We start from the raw sequence: 17,419 nt of genomic DNA, 5'->3' as shown, positions 1-17,419 counted from the left end.
GAATTTCCGTAGAAGTTAACAACCTTTTGTATTTTAGTAGATACAACAATTTCCATGGCACTAGCTAATTTCATTCACAATCAAAATCCCATCCAAAGTAAGTAATAGTTTCCGACACAATGCTCTCCTTTACATTCTTTTTTCCTCAGAGGTTTGGCTCATCATCACGGTTATTTCCGTTCCTTTCTCGAGTTCACTTTGGATCTGAATTTCCCACTTGTGCAAATCAATTATTTTTTTGACAATGGGCAAACCAAGGCCATTGCCCCCAAAATTACGATTTCTTGATGGATCAGCTTTATAGAACCGCTCAAATATATGCATTAATGTTTCTTTATTCATACCAATCCCCGTGTCCGTTATTTTCACAAGGAGATGATTATCCGCGGTTTTCAGTGCCTCCACCTTGATGGTGCCTGCCCGCGGCGTGAATTTAATGCTATTATGAAGGAGGTTAATCCAAACTTGATCCATCAGGTCCTCATTTGCTGTGATCGTCAAGGGTTCTAGGGAAATATCCATATGAATGTTCTTCTCAGCCCATTGTGGTTCGTTAGCAAGGATGATGCGACGAAGCTGACGGTCTAATCGATAGTCCTTTTGGTCAAATGGAATTTGATCCGACTCTAAAGAAGTGAGTCGAAGTAGATTTTCACTCAATTTTGAGAGCCTAATACATTCCATTTCGATAATTTCTAAGTAATGCTTACGTTCCTTCGGGCTCAAATCTTCGTTTTTCAGCGCATGGGCAAACCCGCTAATCGACGTCAGAGGAGACTGGATTTCATGTGAAACGCTCGAAATAAATTCTTGCCGCATTTCCTCCATTATTCCCAATCTCTCAGCCATATGGTTAATGCTTTCAATAATTTTATAATAGGGATGATCCCGCCCTTGAAATTGATTGCTATAATAAGAAAGATCAATGTTAAAATTGCCCTCAGCCATCATTTTCATCGCATGGATCATGGGATGCAGGTTCTTATTTTGGCGATCTCTTACCCATTTAATGTTTGTTATCAGAAACATGCAACAGCCGAACAGGAAAAATCCCAAAAACGAATTGATTAACAGTCGTGCATATTCGTGAGGACTATAATGAATCGCAGCAAAAATCCAAGATGTCAGCCAATAGATAAACGACCAGCATAATAATAAAGATAGCGTGACAGCTGTGAAGCCCAAGATTCGTTTCATGACCTCTGGCAGCCTCAATGGATTACCTCCAAACGATAACCAAGTCCGCGAATGGTTGTAATTTTGAATGGACAATCGTGATGCGAGAATCGTTGCCGCAGGCGCTTAATGTGGACGTCAACGGTCCGTTCATCCCCTTCATAATCAAATCCCCAAATATCTTCAATTAATTGTTCCCTTGAAAAGGTCTTCTGTTGATGAGTGGCCAGCTTAAATAACAGTTCAAATTCTTTAAGCGGTAAGGTTAAATCGTGATCCCCTAAATAAACTTTATAGGCTGCACGATCAATTACGACATTTCCGATCTCAATTCGATTGGAGACGCTGATTTGATAGCGTTTGAGTAACGCCTTTACTCGGGCAACAAGCTCAGGTGCAGCAAATGGTTTTACCATATAATCATCCGTTCCAAGATCAAACCCTTTTACTTTTTGGGCGGTCTCCCCTTTTGCCGTTAACATTAAGATGGGAAGTGCATCGGAATAATAGGATCGTATTTCACGGCAAAATGTCCAACCGTCCATATTTGGCATCATAATATCGAGAATAATCAGATCCATTTTATCTTTTTCGAGTTTGGATAATGCTTCTTCTCCATCTGCTGCCTCTTCAATCGAAAAGCCTTCTTTAACAAGAAGAACACGAAGCAATTCACGAATATTATCGTCGTCATCTACAATTAATATTTTTGTCACTGTTTTCATTCCTTCATAAACGTTTTAAATAAGGCTATATCTGGTCAGGGTGAGTTGTCAACGGATGATTATTCCCTCAACTAAGTCCTGCGCATATAGGCACGTACCGTAAGAGGTGCGAAGATCGCCACAATAACCGCCGCTCCAATCAGAGAGATGGTTAAGTCCCAACCAATGGTACCTGAGTTGGAAAGGTCTCTGACGGCTGTAACAAGGTGCGAGATTGGGTTGATTTTCACAAACCACTGAAGCAATTTGGGCAATGTCTCTGCCGGTACAAAAGCATTGGATAGAAACGTAAGCGGAAATAGCACAATCATGGAGATTCCTTGTACGCTTGAAGCCGTACGCGCAATCACACCAAAGAAAGCAAAGATCCAACTGATGGACCAGGCACAAACAATTACAAGCAACGCGGCGATAGCAACATGCCCTAGACCTCCATCAGGTCGATAGCCCATGATATACCCCATGGTGAAAGTGAGCACGGTAGCAATTGTATACCGGATGGTGTCTGCCAACAGTGCGCCCGAAAGCGGAGCAATACGTGCGATAGGCAGTGACTTGAATCGGTCGAATACACCCTTATCCATGTCCTCACGCAGTTGAACACCGGTGACGATAGAGGTCGTAATTACCGTCTGTACGAGGATACCGGGAATGATGACGGGCAAATAGCTTTGCACGTTTCCGGAGATGGCTCCGCCAAAAATGTAGGTAAACATCAGGGTGAAGATGATAGGCTGAAGCGTGACGTCGAACAATTGCTCAGGTGTGCGCCGAATCTTTAAAAGGCCGCGATAGGCCATTGTTAGCGAGTTACTTACAGTCTGGCTGAAGCTCATTTTGTTACGTAGTCGACGGTCGGTAGCTGGTGTATTAGAAGTACTTTTCATCCTCTTCCCACTCCTTCTTTTTGCGATTTATCTGACGCCTTTGATGCGTCCTCCTGAACACCATGGCCCGTGATGGTTAGAAAAACCTCATCCAGGGTCGGTTTCTGCACACTTAGCTCCGCTAATTGGATTCCCGCACCGCGGATGGCGATGAGCAGATCAGTGACTCGGTCAGCATCTGCCATTGGAGCGATAATCTTCCCGTCTTCTGTTGAAACGGATGACCCAACATTTAGCACCCGCTCAACAATCTGACGGGCGGCCTGTAAGTCCTGTAAATTTTTGATGCCCAAATACAACGATGATGTGCCAACAGATGCTTTCAGTTCATTCACAGTACCTTCCGCAACAACTCGACCATGATCAATAACCGCAATCCGATCTGCCAATTCATCCGCTTCTTGCAGATATTGTGTTGTTAACAGTACGGTTGAACCCTCCTTGACCAATCGGCGGATAGTTTCCCACATCTGATTACGTGTTCGCGGATCTAGGCCCGTAGTCGGTTCATCTAGGAAGATTAGTGGTGGCTGCGCGATTAAGCTGGCCGCTAGATCCAGCCGGCGACGCATACCGCCGGAGAAGTTTTTTAAGGGACGCTTCGCAGCTTCCGTTAAGCCAAATTCCTCCAACAGTTCTGCCGCCTTTCGCTTTGCCGCTGAACGGCCTAATCCAAGAAGTTGTGAGAAGATGACCAGATTCTCAGTAGCGCTGAGTGACTCATCGACTGAGGCATACTGACCGGTCACTCCAATCAATTGGCGCACGATTTGCGCCTCCTTCACGACATCATATCCAAAGATCCGTGCAGACCCTTCGTCCGCTCGCAGTAAGGTTGCCAGCATGCGGATTGTAGTGGTCTTGCCCGCACCATTGGGACCAAGCACACCGTAGATAGAACCAGTTGGAACTTTTAAATCTACTCCATCAACCGCACGATTCGTTCCAAAAGATTTGACCAATCCACACGCTTCAACGGCCCAATCACCATTGACTGCCAATAGTTTCTTTCCTTGATTATTACTCAATGCAAATCCTCCCTTTTCTTATATAACTGAATATACAAGAATGATAAATGACTTTTATGAACTGAGTATGAACAACGATGACAGATGATTGAAAATATAAAAGCAGCAAGCCGTAATCAAATGAAATGAAGCCCGCCATCGAAGGTGGGCTTCTTGGATTAATTGCTCCTAACTGTTTGCGTGGATATCCTTCTTAACTCTGTTTTACCTTGATTTTTAATAAAATATCGGTTGAACAAATGAATATCCTATTAATACCCCACTTATACTACTATCTATAGAAGATAATAAAATATAAGAGAGGTTGAACAAATTTGGAAAATATTTTCTTCATTACAATAGTAAAAGGAATTTTAATATATGTTTTAGCATTATTTTTAACCCGAAAAATAGGCACAAAGCTTATATCAAAAATGACCTTTTTTGATTTTATTATGGGTGTTTCAATGGGTTCAATCGTCGCAAATGCCATCATTGATAAGCAGTTTGCCACACTATCAGCTACTACCGCCTTATTGTTATTTTCCTTCTTAACTATATTCACCGGATACTTAAGCATGAAAAACCTCACATTTAGGAAGCTAATCAATTCTGAACCGGTAACTTTAATTGAAAATGGAACCATAGTGGATGAAAATATGAAGAAAATGAAATTGACCATAAATGAATTAAAGATGAAATTAAGAGAAAAAGATGCCTTCAATGTGGCAGACGTCGAATTCGCTATCATGGAAGCAGATGGAAATTTTTCTGTATTACCCAAATCAGATAAAAAGCCGCTAACCCCCTCTCATATGAACATTCACACAACAAGTACAGGTCTTGAAAAAGATATTATCATTGATGGGACGATAATGGAGGAAAACTTAACAGATGCTGGATTAGATAAAGAATGGCTAACATCTGAACTGAATAAGCAAAACATCAAAGATTGTTCAGAGGTTTTTTATGCTGGATTAGATAATACTAAAAAGCTGTATATATCTAAAAAAAATAATACCAATAAAGAACGCGGTGGGAATTTATCATGAAATGAAAACAAAAAATTTATAAGCTTTAAAAGGTTTAAGAATATCTTTAACGAATACTTAATAATGTTACTATTGTGATACTTAAATATAGAAAGGTTGTGATACATATGGAAACACTACAAACATTTTTAAAAGATATCAATGACCAAATGCAAGTATTATATAAAGATGGGGCCGGGTCAAGCTGGATGGCCCAAACAACTGGAGACCCTGAGTGGGCTGCTAAATTAAGTGAAGCTGAAACTCGTTACAATCTTTTATTCTCTTCAAAAGATTTATACGAGAAAACAAAACAATTTCTATCAACGGAAAACGTAACGGAGATCGAAAAACGTCAGCTTCAACTTCTACTAAGCGAAATGGAAGGTAACCAGCTCCCTGAAGAAGTGATTGCTGATTTATCAAAACGCTCTTCTGAACTAAATTTATTATTTAACACATACGCTCCTGTTGTGGATGGCAAGAAGTATTCTGCCAATGATATTCGAGAGATATTAATTTATAGTGATGACCAAGAATTACGCAAAAAAGTATGGTTTGCAAGCAAGGAAGTTGGTAAAGTCGTAGAAAAAGGCCTGCTTGAGCTTGTGAAGAAGCGCAATGAAGCTGCACAACTACTCGGGTATGATAACCATCATCAAATGGGCTTTGCTCTTCAAGAACTTGACCGTGACGAGGTCTTCGCTATTTTCAACGAACTTATTGCTCAATCAGATGAAGCCTACCGCGCGATGAAGAAAGAACTAGATGAACGTTTAGCAACTAGATTTGGGATTAATCCAGAGGATATACGCCCTTGGCATTATGTCGATCCCTTTTTCCAAGAGGCACCACCATCTAATTCAACCAATCTAGATCCTTTTTACCAAGGGAAGGATCTTGTCCAAATCACAACAGATACGTTTAACTCAATGGGAATCGAAATTGATGACCTATTTGCAAAAAGCGATTTGTTCCCTAGAGAAAAGAAAAACCCAACGGCCTTTTGCACGGATATTGACCGCGAAGGTGACGTTCGTGTCCTTTGTAACTTAATGGAAGATGCGTATTGGATGGAAACGAACCTACATGAGTTTGGCCATGCGGCTTATTTCAAATATGTAGACTCTAGCCTTCCATTCGGATTACGTACAGCAAGTCATACCTTAACAACCGAATCGATCGCGATGTTATTTGGAAAAATGGGCAAAGACCCTCGGTGGTTAAAGCGCTTCTTACAAGTTGATGAAGCAACAGTAAATGGACTTGCTCCTGAATTAGAAAAGTTCCAACAGTTACAAATGCTTATTGCAGCAAGATGGATAATAACCTTTGTATTTTTTGAAAAAGAACTGTACGAAAATCCCGATCAAGATTTAAACGCTTTATGGTGGAAAACAGTAAAGGAAGTTCAGCTAGTCACTCCTCCTGATGAAACTGATAATCCCGATTGGGCTGCAAAAATTCATTTTACACTCGCACCTGTTTACTACCAAAATTATCTACTTGGAGAATTAATGGCAGCACAGCTTCAACGTCATATTGAAACGAAGATTTCTCCTGAATTTTTCACAAAAGAAACGGGAGAAATGCTCATCAATCAATTCTTCAAACCAGCTGCCCTTTATAACTGGAATGAAAAAATTAGCCGTGTAACGGGTGAAAAATTAAACCCTGCTCACTTTGTTGATGTTTATTGCAAAACCCAGGTAAAAAGTTAATTTATGAAAGGCTGTGTTAAAGCACATTGTTGATTTTGAGCGCAATGTTGATTGGACGTGGATACAGCGAGACTCCTGCGGGAGCAGCGGGACAGGTGAGACCCCGCAGGCGCTTGCCGAGGAGGCTCACCGCCCGCCCCGCGGAAAGCGAAGCGCCTGGAACGGAAATCAACATTCACTTTTAATAGCCTTTTTACCGCCTAAAACAATTGGAAAGGTCCTGTCGTTTTTTGGAACAGGCACTGCGTCCAAATTAAAAAAAATGGGACAAGGAGCTGCCCCCTTGTCCTAAATTAATTTAATATTTTGCCCTGGTTTGAGGATGTTGAGAATTGGCAGGTCTTCTTCTATTACTCTTCCAATTACGTTGACTCGCTCATCGGCTGGCAGGTCGTGAAGTGTGATTTGGACCTCGCCGCGATAGCGTCCGTAGCGATCATTGTCTCTCGTTATAGTGCCTACAGGCCTCGCACCCGTATTTTCAGGGGCGACTGCATCTGCACTTCTCGTATCCATCAACCGAAGGACATCACGGGAAAAATCCGGGCGAAGCTGGAACTCTCCCTTTTGAAACCCTTCGACTCGAATCGAAACCTGACGATGACGGTCAAACTCGATTAATTTTTCCAAAAGACCGGCACTTACCTCAGGATCACCGATATAGACATCTTCGACACCGGCCTGGAACAATTCCAGCGCTGCCATAAATGGATCCATTTCACGATGGTCCTCAAGAGTGGGCAGCCCTTCAAACAACGGACCGCGTTTCTCCCCGTCCCCTGGTATATAAGCACTGACAGGAATCCCATACCGTTTAAATAGCTCATTTTGCTTATTGAAAAAGGATTCAGCTAATCCAGTTTCACGCCTCGGATAGAAATTATGCCAGGCGAGCAGCTGACTAGCCGTTAACCCGCCTGCAATCAGAGCCTGCAAATCCTCCTCAAACAATATACTAGAGTTAAGCGCAAGCTTAAAATCCTTCGCCAGGCTCAAAATCGTTTCGTGCTCAAAAAAATCATCTAAGCGCAGACCGATTACCCCTAAAGATTTTAACTCATCCAAACTCTCCAATCCCAAATGGGCAGGTGTCCGCGCCGATACATCTGCATAAACCTCGATTCCAGCTTCCTTTGCCGTTTGTAGCAAATGTCGAGCACGGCCCGCTAAGTCCCCGGACTCTTCAGGAATGTGAAGCGAGGTAAACGCTCGCTTCACACCTTTTTTTCCAGCAAGTTCGATCCGAGCCGCAGCTAACGGATCATTTAAATAAAAGGAAATGCCAATCACTCAAATTCACCAGCCATGTCGTCTTTGAAACCGAATAGGTACGTAAACAAGAAACCGGCTGCATAAGCAATCAATACCCCTAGTAAATAAAGGAGAACTTGACCTGTTACAACAAGGAACGCAAGTGGTAATCCAGATACGCCGATTGCGGTCGTTGCGATTTTGAACGCTGCTTGGAAGGCTCCGCCGACACCGGCTCCAAGACAAGCAGTTAAGAATGGACGGCCTAATGGTAACGTTACCCCGAAAATAAGCGGCTCCCCGATACCGAGAATTCCTGCAGGCAGACCACCGCCAATCGCTCTTTTTAGGCGAGTTTTCTTCGTCTTAAAGTAAATCGCAAACGCAGCTCCGACTTGCCCGGCACCACCCATTGCTAAGATAGGAAGAAGCGGGTCAATGCCTGTAGAATTAATTAACTCAAGATGTATAGGTGTTAAGCCCTGATGTAAACCAGTAACGACGAGCGGCAGGAAGGTTGCCCCAAGGACAAAGCCTGCTACTACACCACCCATATCAAGGAGAGAGGTTAATCCTTTTGTGATAGCATCTGAAACCAAACCACCAAGCGGCATAAATACAAGATAAGTAACAATACCAGTAACCAATAAAGCAACCGTTGGTGTGATAAATAGATCAAGAGATTGTGGAACAAACTTGCGAACTCGTTTTTCGACAAGGGCAATAAAAATCGCCGCAAACAGAACGCCAATCAAACCGCCGCGTCCAGGAAGCAAATCCGCTCCGAACAATTTAATTCCCGCTACAGCTGGGTTAATAATTAAAATACCGGCAAGTGCCCCAAGTGCTGGTGATCCGCCAAATTCCTTTGCCGCATTAATACCTACCAAAATTCCAAGGTAACCAAATAATCCGCCGCCAATGACCGTTAAGATGGTCGCAAGCTGGGAATCCCCTGCCAGCCATCCAGCTTGAATGATTGCCTTTGTAATCCCTGTAATTAATCCGGAGGCGACAAGTGCCGGGATTAATGGAATGAAGATACTTGAGATTTTTCGTAAAAACAGCTTAAATGGTGTCGCATTTTTTTTGTTAATTTCAGCCTTGTTGCTCGCTGCCTTTGCTTTTAAGTCAATCCCGCCTGCTGCATCTACTAACTTACCAAACTCTTCTGTCACTCTATTAACTTTTCCAGGACCGAGAATAATTTGGAGTGTCTCTTCTTCGACTACCCCAAGTACCCCATCAATTTTCTTAATTGCCGCCTTGTTGACCTTCGACTCATCATTTGGTGTCACGCGGAGCCTTGTCATACAATGTGTGTAATTGCCAATATTCGCTGGTCCGCCTAATTGTTCAAGAATCTTTTCGGCTAAAATTTTATTCTCTCCAGCCATGCTAATTCCCCTTCTCTCTGTTGAAATTTTTTAAAAATAAGAAACAGAATGGTGTGCACATCACCTCCCTGAAAGTCTATTTCCCTTGTTTAATAAACCGGATGGCTTCTCTTGTCTTATCAATCGTCTGAATTGTTTCCTCGTACTGAACTGTCGCCATCGCCATAAACAAAATATCGATTAAATATAACTGCGACAGCCTTGATGAAGTGGCCGCACTACGAAACGGCGCTTCCCCGGAATAAGCGGTAAACAGTTTAATATCTGCAAGCGAAGCGACCTGCGATTGCCCGTATTTCGTTAAACTAATTGTTTTAATACCACGCTCTTTCGCCAGCGCCATCACTTTAATGACCTCCGGTGTCTCCCCGGAATGAGAAATCCCAAACAACACATCATCCTTATTGGCATTTGCAATTAAGGTGGCGACAAGATGGGTATCGGTAAAAGCGGTTGCATTTTTATGAATCCGCAGGAATTTCTGCTGGGCATCCTTGGCGATAATACCGGAAGCGCCAATGCCAAAAAAATGGACATTTTGCGCCGGTAACAAGGTGTGAACTGCTCGTTCCAATTCTTCATAATTGATCATCTCTTCGGTATCGCGAATGCTTTGGATACTATTGCTGGTTGTCTTCTGAACGATGGTGAAAAAGGATTCACCGGGCTCAATGTCACGATACCCTTGTTCGACAGGCTTCACTAAATCGCCGGCAATTCTTACTTTTAAATCTTGAAACCCATTTATGCCGAGTGACTTGCAAAGCCTAATTACGGCAGCGCCACTTGTATTTGCTTGAATTCCGATATCATTGACCGTGCTGTTTAACACACTTTGCGGATTTTCAAGAATATATTCAGCAATTTTCCGCTCGGAAGCTGGAAGCTGTTCAAGCATGTTTTGAATCATTTTTAGACCGCCTGCTGCCATCTGATAAACCCACTTTCATTCCTATCATTTTTCTTCATTTTCGATGGCCTTTTTTACATAGCCATTCGCTTTTGTTAGCAATTGTTCTGTTTCCTTCTTTGTTGTCTCTGTCTTAATCATGACGATCGCCGTCTTCACCTGCAGATCTGCTTTTTCTAAGGTTTCCGCTGCGATTTCATAGGAAACCCCGGTAATTTTTCGAATGATGCCAATTGCCCGTTCCTTCAATTTTTGATTGCTCACATGAACATCGACCATTAAATTTTCATAGGCTTTTCCTAAAAGAATCATCGAGGAGGTGGAGATCATATTCAAAATCATTTTGTGCGCTGTCCCGGCTTTCAAGCGAGTCGAACCCGTTAGAACCTCCGGACCGACAATCACCTCAATGCTTTGGTCGGCTTCCTTGCTAATGGCAGCATCTTTATTGCATGAAAGTGCGACTGTTTTCGCCCCGATGCTGCGGGCATAGCGAAGGGCTCCAATCACGTATGGCGTCCGTCCGCTGGCGGCAATGCCTATAACGGTATCGTTTTCTGTCAGCCCCACTTCCTTCAGGTCAGCAGCACCAAGGTCCGGCTGATCCTCCGCTCCTTCCACCGCTTTCAAGAACGCACCTTCTCCACCGGCGATAATCCCTTGGACCATTTCCGGGTCAGTGCTGAAGGTAGGCGGACATTCGACTGCATCCAGCACCCCTAAACGGCCGCTCGTGCCTGCACCTACATAAATCAGCCGTCCGCCTTTTTGAAAGGATTCAAAGACAAATTTAACGGCTTCCTCTATTTCCGGTAAAACATCTTTGACGGCTAATGCCACTAATTGATCCTGGTCATTCATGATACGCAATATATCCTTTGGCTCGGCCGTATCAATCGTTATCGATAGTTGGTTACGTGATTCTGTTGTTAATAATTCAAGATTTTCTTCCATAGTATCATTGACCTCCTGTGGTCTTTTCTCGGCTGTAAGCGTTTACCTATACATTAATTATATTATTACTGAAATAATAATTCAATATATTTTTAAAATTGGTGAAATGATATTTCGAAAAAGTATTTTACCAAAATGAACTGGAATAGATTGATCTTGGAGCATGCGGCCGGAACCTAATCAAGTAAATAGCGGCGGATGGCGTTTGCTACTCCTGCCTCATTATTATTACCCGTTACCTGATCTGCCATTTGTTTGACCTTTTCCGGCGCATTTCCCATTGCGATTCCTAGTCCTGCTGCAGAGAGCATCAGGGAATCATTATAGTTATCGCCAATGGCAGCAGTTTGCGTGATAGGGATTGAAAGCTCCTCCGCCAGTCTTAATAGTGCCGACGCCTTCGTCACCCCGCTAGGAGAAATCTCTAAATTAACGAAATTAAAACTGCTGCTAATTTCCATCTCCTTGATAAATTCGCCAATTCGTTTTGAAAAATCATTAAGCCTATCACCATCATCAAATACAGCGATTTTGGCAATTTGCGGCTGCTTTTCCTTCAGGTATCGGTAGAAATCCTCCATGACCTTGACCTGGCATTTTTCCCGAAAACTTTCACAGCTTATAAGTTCGCCGCCTGATTTCCCAAGTGTAGGAATATTATTTTCAATCCAGTTCTCGTTCCATTTATTGACCTTAGGGACCAGAAGTGTATCGCCTTCATAAAAATGGGCATAAATTCCTTCTGTCTCGCATAATTCCCAGAAATTTAATAGTGCTTCATGTTGAAAAACCGCCTGCTCCTTGACCTCTCCATTCTCATCAAGCAAAATCCCTCCATTGTAAGCAATAATTGGCTCTCCCGCTAAGCCAATGGTACTGGCAATCCATCGAGTCGAAAGCGGAGAACGCCCGCTGCAAATCACAACCCTCCCGCCTCTTCGACGGTATTCTTGAATTGCCTGCCTCGTTTCAACATCAATCTCCTTCTCATCATTCAACAAAGTCCCATCCAGGTCAGTCGCTAATAAAGAATATCTCACTGAAAATAAACTCCCTTTGTAATTTATTTTTATATTTATTATAATTTTATTGAAATTTAATTTCAAAATGTTTTGGTGCCTGACACCGTTTCACGACATTATTTTACTATTAATGGAAAGTGGTGTCAGGCACCATTTTACTATTATTGGAAAAAGTTGCCTGACACCACTTTATGACACCGCTTTCCCTGGATATGCGCGAATATTGTTTCAATTTTCGCCATTAGCAAGGAATATGGTCTATACTTTACATTAAATAATCGAATTTAGAGGTTGAGATGGGGGAATTAGAATGCTGGCGAATGAAGTGAAAGAAAAGCTGATTGCGATTGTGACGAAGGCTAATTTCGAAGATTCTAAAACGGAACGATTGGTTTATTCTTATGATGCTACACCCAACTTCCAATCGATGCCGGATGCTGTGGTTAGCCCGCGGAATAAGGCTGAAGTTGCGGAAATCCTTAAGATTTGTAATCAGCATCAAGTTCCGATTGTTCCGCGCGGCTCTGGAACGAACCTTTGTGCCGGGACATGTCCGACCGAGGGCGGGATTGTCCTGCTTTTTAAACAGATGAACCGCATCCTTGAAATCGACGAGGAGAATTTAACTGTCACCGTCCAACCTGGGGTGATTACCCTTGATATGATTCATGCCGTGGAAGCGCGCGGGCTGTTCTATCCGCCCGATCCAAGCTCGATGAAAATCTCGACAATTGGCGGAAACATTAATGAAAACTCCGGCGGTTTGCGCGGTCTTAAATATGGAGTAACACGTGATTATGTGATAGCGCTTGAAGTTGTTATGCCGAATGGCGACGTCATCCGGACGGGCGGAAAGCTGGCGAAGGATGTCGCCGGTTATGATTTAACCCGCCTGTTTGTCGGCTCTGAAGGAACACTTGGCGTTATCACTGAGGCGACCCTAAAGCTGATTCCCATGCCGGAAACGAAGAAAACAATGCTTGCCCTGTACCAAGACTTAAACGCCGCTGCCAAATCTGTTTCGGCGATTATCGCTAATAAAATCATTCCGGCAACGCTTGAGTTTCTTGACCAGCCAACATTAAAGGTGGTTGAGGAATTTGCACAAATCGGCTTGCCTACCGATGTGCAGGCTGTTCTATTAATCGAGCAGGACGGAGCATCTGAAGTGGTCGAACGGGATTTAACTAGCATGGCGGAAATATGCAAACAGGAACAGGCAGTCTCAATTCAAATCGCCGCGTCTGAAGTGGAAGCCGAAGCATTGCGAACCGCTCGGCGAGCAGCACTATCGGCGATTGCCCGGTTAAAACCGACGACCATCTTAGAGGATGCGACCGTTCCAAGGTCAGAAATTGCGAAAATGGTGCAGGCGATTAATGAAATTGCCGAAAAATATCAGCTCGAGATTTGTACGTTTGGCCATGCCGGGGACGGTAACCTCCACCCTACTTGTGCCACGGATGCAAGAAATCATGAGGAAATGGAACGAGTCGAACAGGCCTTTGCGGAAATTTTTGAAAAAGCGATTGACTTGGGCGGCACGATTACCGGAGAGCATGGAGTCGGCGCGATGAAGGCACCCTACCTTGAATGGAAGTTGAAAGCAGAAGGTATTGCCGCGATGAAAGCTATTAAACTAGCATTTGATCCTCATAATATCATGAATCCGGGAAAAGTTTTTGCTAAAGACAGCAAGAAACGTGTGGTGATCACAAGATGACAACAATGAAAGAGCAAGAAATGATTCAAGAACAATTTAAAGCACGGATGGACGAAGATGAATTGCTAAACTGTATGCGCTGCGGTTTTTGCCTGCCAACATGCCCGACTTATATTGAATCAGGCTTCAAAGAATCGCAGTCACCGCGTGGAAGAATTGCCTTAATGAAGGCGGTCGTGGACGGGCTGAATGAACCGGATGCGGAGTTTGAGCGCTCGCTTGAACTCTGCCTCGGCTGCCGGGCCTGTGAACCGGTCTGCCCCTCAGGTGTGAATTATGGTCATTTATTAGAAGATGCAAGGGACATTATTAATCAAAACAAGAAACATTCCTTACCGGCCCGTGTCGTTAGAAAAACGGTTTTTCAAGAATTATTTCCGCACCCTAAACGGATGCGCGGAGCGGTAGGCTTACTAGGCTTCTATCAGCGCTCCGGAATCCAAACGCTAGCGCGGAAAATTGGCTTTTTGGGCCTGCTTCCTGAAAGTTTAGCTACTATGGAAAAAATACTGCCCAAGGTGCCGACGATGAAAGAAATGAAGAATCGGCCCGACTTTCTGCCGGCAATCGCTGAAAAGGTTCACCGGGTTGCTTTTTTCAGCGGCTGTTTAATGGACACAATGTTCATGAAGACAAATGATGCCACGATGAAGCTGCTGCAATTAGCAGGCTGTGAGGTCGTGATTCCTGAGAGCCAGGTATGCTGCGGAGCCTTGCATGGTCATAGCGGCGAAAAACATACGGCCAAGGAACTGGCGAAAAAAAATATCACTGCCTTCGAGGAATTGGACGTCGACTTTATCATTACCAATGCCGGCGGCTGCGGGGCCTTTTTAGTCGATTATGATCACTTGCTGCAGGACGAACCCGAATGGAAAGACCGGGCAAAGAATTTCGCGGAAAAAATTAAGGATATTTCCGAAGTCCTAGTTGCTGTTAATTTTCATAAAAAAGTCAAAATGGAGCTCCCGCTGCAGGTGATTACCTATCAAGATTCCTGCCACCTGCGCAATGTGATGAAAACGGCTGCCGCGCCAAGGGTTCTGCTTCAAGCAATTGCGGGTGTGAAATATAAAGAAATGGTCGATGCCGACCGCTGCTGCGGCTCTGCCGGAATTTATAATATCGTCGAGTCGGAAATGTCGATGGTAATGCTCGACTACAAAATGAAGCAAGCGAAAGAGACCCATGCAGCAACCATTGTCACCGCCAACCCCGGCTGCCTGTTACAAATGCAGCTAGGAATTGAACGAGAAGGACTCTCTGTCAAAATGCGAGGGGTTCATATTGTTGATTTATTGATGGAGGCTGTTAGGCAATATTGATGATGTATTCTCTCCATATTTGAACCAAAGAAAACAAATAATTGGTTGTTTTCTCTGGTTCCTTTTTATTTTCAAAAGATAGCTGCTTTCTTAAATTCGCCCATTGAATGGCAAAATTCGCCCATTGAACACCGAAATTCGCCCATAGAAAATGCAAATTCGCCCATAGAACACTTTAATTCGCCCATTGACGGATTAAGTAGATAAATATAATTATTGAAATTTAATCGTTGGGATACCTTTCACGGTCAGACCCACGGCTAATTCCTATTCCTTATTCGAAAGCAACTCCGATACACTGACAAATTGGTAGCCTTTTTGCTTGAGGGCAGGGAGGAAAATTTTTAGAGCCTCTATGGTTTGACTTCGGTCGCCGCCGCCATCGTGAAGGAGTAAAATGTCACCATTTCTTGCATGGCGTATCACATGATCCGCTATGACTTGTGCTCCTGGCTTAGACCAGTCCTTTAATTCCTGATGATACGACCAAAGCACAACTTTGTACCCTTGCTTTTTTGCCTCCTGCAGTAATGCATTGTCTAAATATCCTCCCGGCGGCCGGAACAGCTTAGCATGGTTGGGCTGGTACTTTTGGATAATCTGCTCAGCGCGAATAATTTCGAGACGCATCTGCCTGAACCCCACCTTATTTTCATACGGATGTGTCATCGAATGATTGCCTATTTCATGGCCGGCCTCTACCACATCCTGGACAACCTCCGGATACCGCTCCATGCGGCTGCCAATCTGGAAAAATGTGGCGTTCGCACCATACTGCTCCAGGACCCTAAGCACCTGTGGGGTAAAGACCGGGCTTGGTCCATCGTCAAACGTTAAAGCGATAACCTTTTTCTGGGTAGCAACATCCCAGACAACCTGACCGGTTGGCTCCACCTTATTTCGCTTTATCATCTCTGCAGTCGCAATCGTTTGAACGTTGGAATAAAAACAGATAATGACAATAACGAAACGGACCCATTTCATAACAATAAAAGCCCCTTTTAAAAATTTTCTTACGAAGATGTAAGTCTTAATACTTTGCACCATAACCCCCTTAACTATGTTAGAAGTTCGACATTTTCTAAGCTACAGGGATGAAGCTTAAGGTGCAAAAGTGGATTATCTGAAGAGACAAATTCACTTCCATGTTAATTGTTTCGGGATGGGAAATTTGTCACAATTTTTGTCGGCTTTCCAAGAGAAATCTGTTGCATCCATAGTCTATTTTTCATAAAATTAATCCATTACAATGAAATTCAGTATAATACAGTTTCGGGCGGGGGACAGAATGAAAAATAAGCGTAAACGCAAATGGAAGATAGTCGGTTTTAGCGTTTTGGGAATTTTTATTATAGGAATGGCTGTTTTCGGATATGAATATTATCAGTTACAACCGAAGAATCATTTTAAAACAGTGCCAGTCGTCAGTTCAAGCACATCAAATTCGGCAGACCCAGTAGCAACCACTGAAATAAAAGAGCCGGTTTTTAACCTGCTGTTACTTGGCTCCGACCAACGAAAAGGTGAAAAAGTTGGTCACTCTGACTCCATGATCCTCGTCCATGTTGATTTAAAACAGCAGAAGTTTGAAGCTGTTAGTATCCCTCGTGATACACGCGTTCATTTAGATGGCTATGGCTATACGAAACTTACAAGTGTTCAGTATATTATGCAATCTGAAAAAGGGACACAAGCTGGGGTGGAAGCGGCAGTAGGTGCGGTCAGCGATTTAGTAGGCGTTCCGATTAACTATTATGTAGAAACCAATTATTGGGGCTTTCAAGCATTGGTCGACACTGTCGGCGGCATTGATATGAATGTACCCTATGATGTGAAATTAACCCATCCATGGTACAGCGAAAATAAGGATAAAATGATTACCGCAGGTTCTCATTTCTTCGATGGAAAAATGGTAGCCGAGGTTGTTCATGAGCGCTATTCCCTTGCGGATGGAGAATATAGCCGCCAGCGCATGCAGGAGGAAGCCTTAAAAGGTCTTGCCAAGAAGGCGTTGAGCCCAAGCAGCATCGGCAACCTGCCTTCATTAGTGAAATCAGTTCCCGACTTTGTCATTGCAACAAATATGTCAACGTCTGATATGTTAAGCCTGGGATTAGCGGCTAAGAATTTCAACCCTGACACCCAGTTGGACTATCATCAAATCGAAGGCGAAGGAAAAAGAATGTATGATGACATCCTTAAAGCCAATAACTATCAATTAGTGATTGATCCGCAGAAAATTGAAGAACTAACCTCTAAATATTTTTAATTAGAAAAGCGGAAGCGCCCG

General features: G+C 43.4%; 15 protein-coding genes. 5 read left to right on the top strand and 10 right to left on the bottom strand.

The annotated features are described in order from the left end of the window. Window positions 1-129: 129 nt before the first annotated feature. The 4 genes from AA980_RS18935 to AA980_RS18920 form a co-directional block, all read right to left on the bottom strand. Window positions 130-1,215, bottom strand: a complete 1,086-nt coding sequence (locus tag AA980_RS18935) for a sensor histidine kinase (protein ID WP_024030581.1) — start codon at window positions 1,213-1,215, stop codon at window positions 130-132. Then, complete coding sequence (locus AA980_RS18930) at window positions 1,212-1,892, bottom strand: response regulator transcription factor (RefSeq protein ID WP_024030580.1); 681 nt, start codon at window positions 1,890-1,892, stop codon at window positions 1,212-1,214. The genes AA980_RS18935 and AA980_RS18930 overlap by 4 nt, the downstream gene beginning before the upstream one ends. 80 nt (window positions 1,893-1,972) lie before the next feature. Further along, entirely contained in the window at window positions 1,973-2,788 is an 816-nt protein-coding gene (locus AA980_RS18925) for an ABC transporter permease (RefSeq protein ID WP_024030579.1), read from the bottom strand. After that, on the bottom strand, window positions 2,785-3,816 hold the full coding sequence (locus AA980_RS18920; protein ID WP_024030578.1) for an ATP-binding cassette domain-containing protein: 1,032 nt from the start codon (window positions 3,814-3,816) through the stop codon (window positions 2,785-2,787). Before AA980_RS18920 ends, AA980_RS18925 begins: the two co-directional genes overlap by 4 nt. A 314-nt stretch (window positions 3,817-4,130) precedes the next feature. Between AA980_RS18920 and AA980_RS18915 the strand changes: the two genes are divergently transcribed. Then, window positions 4,131-4,847 carry a DUF421 domain-containing protein gene (locus tag AA980_RS18915; protein WP_024030577.1) on the top strand — a complete coding sequence of 239 codons (717 nt, stop codon included), beginning with the start codon at window positions 4,131-4,133 and terminating at the stop codon, window positions 4,845-4,847. Between the two features lie 107 nt (window positions 4,848-4,954). After that, window positions 4,955-6,547: a M2 family metallopeptidase gene (locus tag AA980_RS18910; RefSeq protein ID WP_024030576.1), complete on the top strand. Its 1,593-nt coding sequence runs from the start codon at window positions 4,955-4,957 to the stop codon at window positions 6,545-6,547. Window positions 6,548-6,835: 288 nt separating this feature from the next. Here the strand turns inward: AA980_RS18910 and AA980_RS18900 are convergent, their stop codons facing one another. From AA980_RS18900 to AA980_RS18880, 5 genes are all read right to left on the bottom strand, one after another. Further along, complete coding sequence (locus tag AA980_RS18900; protein WP_024031008.1) at window positions 6,836-7,837, bottom strand: MupG family TIM beta-alpha barrel fold protein; 1,002 nt, start codon at window positions 7,835-7,837, stop codon at window positions 6,836-6,838. Beyond that, window positions 7,834-9,195 (bottom strand): PTS transporter subunit EIIC, encoded by a 1,362-nt coding sequence (locus AA980_RS18895; protein WP_024031007.1) that lies wholly within the window; start codon window positions 9,193-9,195, stop codon window positions 7,834-7,836. The genes AA980_RS18900 and AA980_RS18895 overlap by 4 nt, the downstream gene beginning before the upstream one ends. Window positions 9,196-9,271: 76 nt before the next feature. Continuing rightward, window positions 9,272-10,126, bottom strand: a complete 855-nt coding sequence (locus tag AA980_RS18890) for a MurR/RpiR family transcriptional regulator (protein WP_024031006.1) — start codon at window positions 10,124-10,126, stop codon at window positions 9,272-9,274. A 24-nt stretch (window positions 10,127-10,150) separates the two neighbouring features. Next, window positions 10,151-11,059 (bottom strand): N-acetylmuramic acid 6-phosphate etherase, encoded by a 909-nt coding sequence (gene murQ / locus AA980_RS18885; protein ID WP_024031005.1) that lies wholly within the window; start codon window positions 11,057-11,059, stop codon window positions 10,151-10,153. Window positions 11,060-11,235: 176 nt separating this feature from the next. Then, the gene (locus tag AA980_RS18880; protein ID WP_024031004.1) at window positions 11,236-12,099 is read right to left on the bottom strand and encodes a Cof-type HAD-IIB family hydrolase; all 864 of its coding nucleotides are present in this window, start codon (window positions 12,097-12,099) and stop codon (window positions 11,236-11,238) included. A 292-nt stretch (window positions 12,100-12,391) separates the two neighbouring features. Between AA980_RS18880 and glcD the strand changes: the two genes are divergently transcribed. Together glcD and AA980_RS18870 are read left to right on the top strand one after the other, a co-directional pair. Continuing rightward, the gene (gene glcD, locus AA980_RS18875) at window positions 12,392-13,804 is read left to right on the top strand and encodes a glycolate oxidase subunit GlcD (RefSeq protein WP_024031003.1); all 1,413 of its coding nucleotides are present in this window, start codon (window positions 12,392-12,394) and stop codon (window positions 13,802-13,804) included. Further along, entirely contained in the window at window positions 13,801-15,129 is a 1,329-nt protein-coding gene (locus tag AA980_RS18870) for a (Fe-S)-binding protein (RefSeq protein ID WP_047771825.1), read from the top strand. The genes glcD and AA980_RS18870 overlap by 4 nt, the downstream gene beginning before the upstream one ends. Window positions 15,130-15,396: 267 nt before the next feature. On the opposite strand, the gene AA980_RS18865 is transcribed toward AA980_RS18870, so the two are convergent. After that, window positions 15,397-16,113, bottom strand: coding sequence for a polysaccharide deacetylase family protein (locus tag AA980_RS18865; protein ID WP_235815195.1), 717 nt, complete (start codon window positions 16,111-16,113; stop codon window positions 15,397-15,399). A 304-nt stretch (window positions 16,114-16,417) separates the two neighbouring features. Here AA980_RS18865 and AA980_RS18860 point away from each other — a divergent pair, with 304 nt between their 5' ends. Further along, window positions 16,418-17,398, top strand: coding sequence for an LCP family protein (locus AA980_RS18860; RefSeq protein WP_024031000.1), 981 nt, complete (start codon window positions 16,418-16,420; stop codon window positions 17,396-17,398). The last annotated feature ends 21 nt before the right edge of the window (window positions 17,399-17,419 follow it).

It is taken from the genome of Neobacillus vireti, assembly GCF_001026695.1.
GTDB lineage: Bacteria > Bacillota > Bacilli > Bacillales > Cytobacillaceae > Neobacillus > Neobacillus vireti.
Note: the sequence above shows the minus strand (reverse complement) of the source record. Positions and strands in the feature narration are given on the sequence as shown.

Bases quoted from the DNA above. Each gene is read 5' to 3' on its own strand.
- AA980_RS18895 (WP_024031007.1), bottom strand. From the start codon at position 9,195: ATGGCTGGAGAGAATAAAATTTTAGCCGAAAAGATTCTTGAACAATTA.
- AA980_RS18910 (WP_024030576.1), top strand. From the start codon at position 4,955: ATGGAAACACTACAAACATTTTTAAAAGATATCAATGACCAAATGCAA.
- AA980_RS18925 (WP_024030579.1), bottom strand. From the start codon at position 2,788: ATGAAAAGTACTTCTAATACACCAGCTACCGACCGTCGACTACGTAAC.
- AA980_RS18860 (WP_024031000.1), top strand. From the start codon at position 16,418: ATGAAAAATAAGCGTAAACGCAAATGGAAGATAGTCGGTTTTAGCGTT.
- AA980_RS18890 (WP_024031006.1), bottom strand. From the start codon at position 10,126: ATGGCAGCAGGCGGTCTAAAAATGATTCAAAACATGCTTGAACAGCTT.
- murQ (WP_024031005.1), bottom strand. From the start codon at position 11,059: ATGGAAGAAAATCTTGAATTATTAACAACAGAATCACGTAACCAACTA.
- AA980_RS18870 (WP_047771825.1), top strand. From the start codon at position 13,801: ATGACAACAATGAAAGAGCAAGAAATGATTCAAGAACAATTTAAAGCA.
- glcD (WP_024031003.1), top strand. From the start codon at position 12,392: ATGCTGGCGAATGAAGTGAAAGAAAAGCTGATTGCGATTGTGACGAAG.
- AA980_RS18865 (WP_235815195.1), bottom strand. From the start codon at position 16,113: ATGAAATGGGTCCGTTTCGTTATTGTCATTATCTGTTTTTATTCCAAC.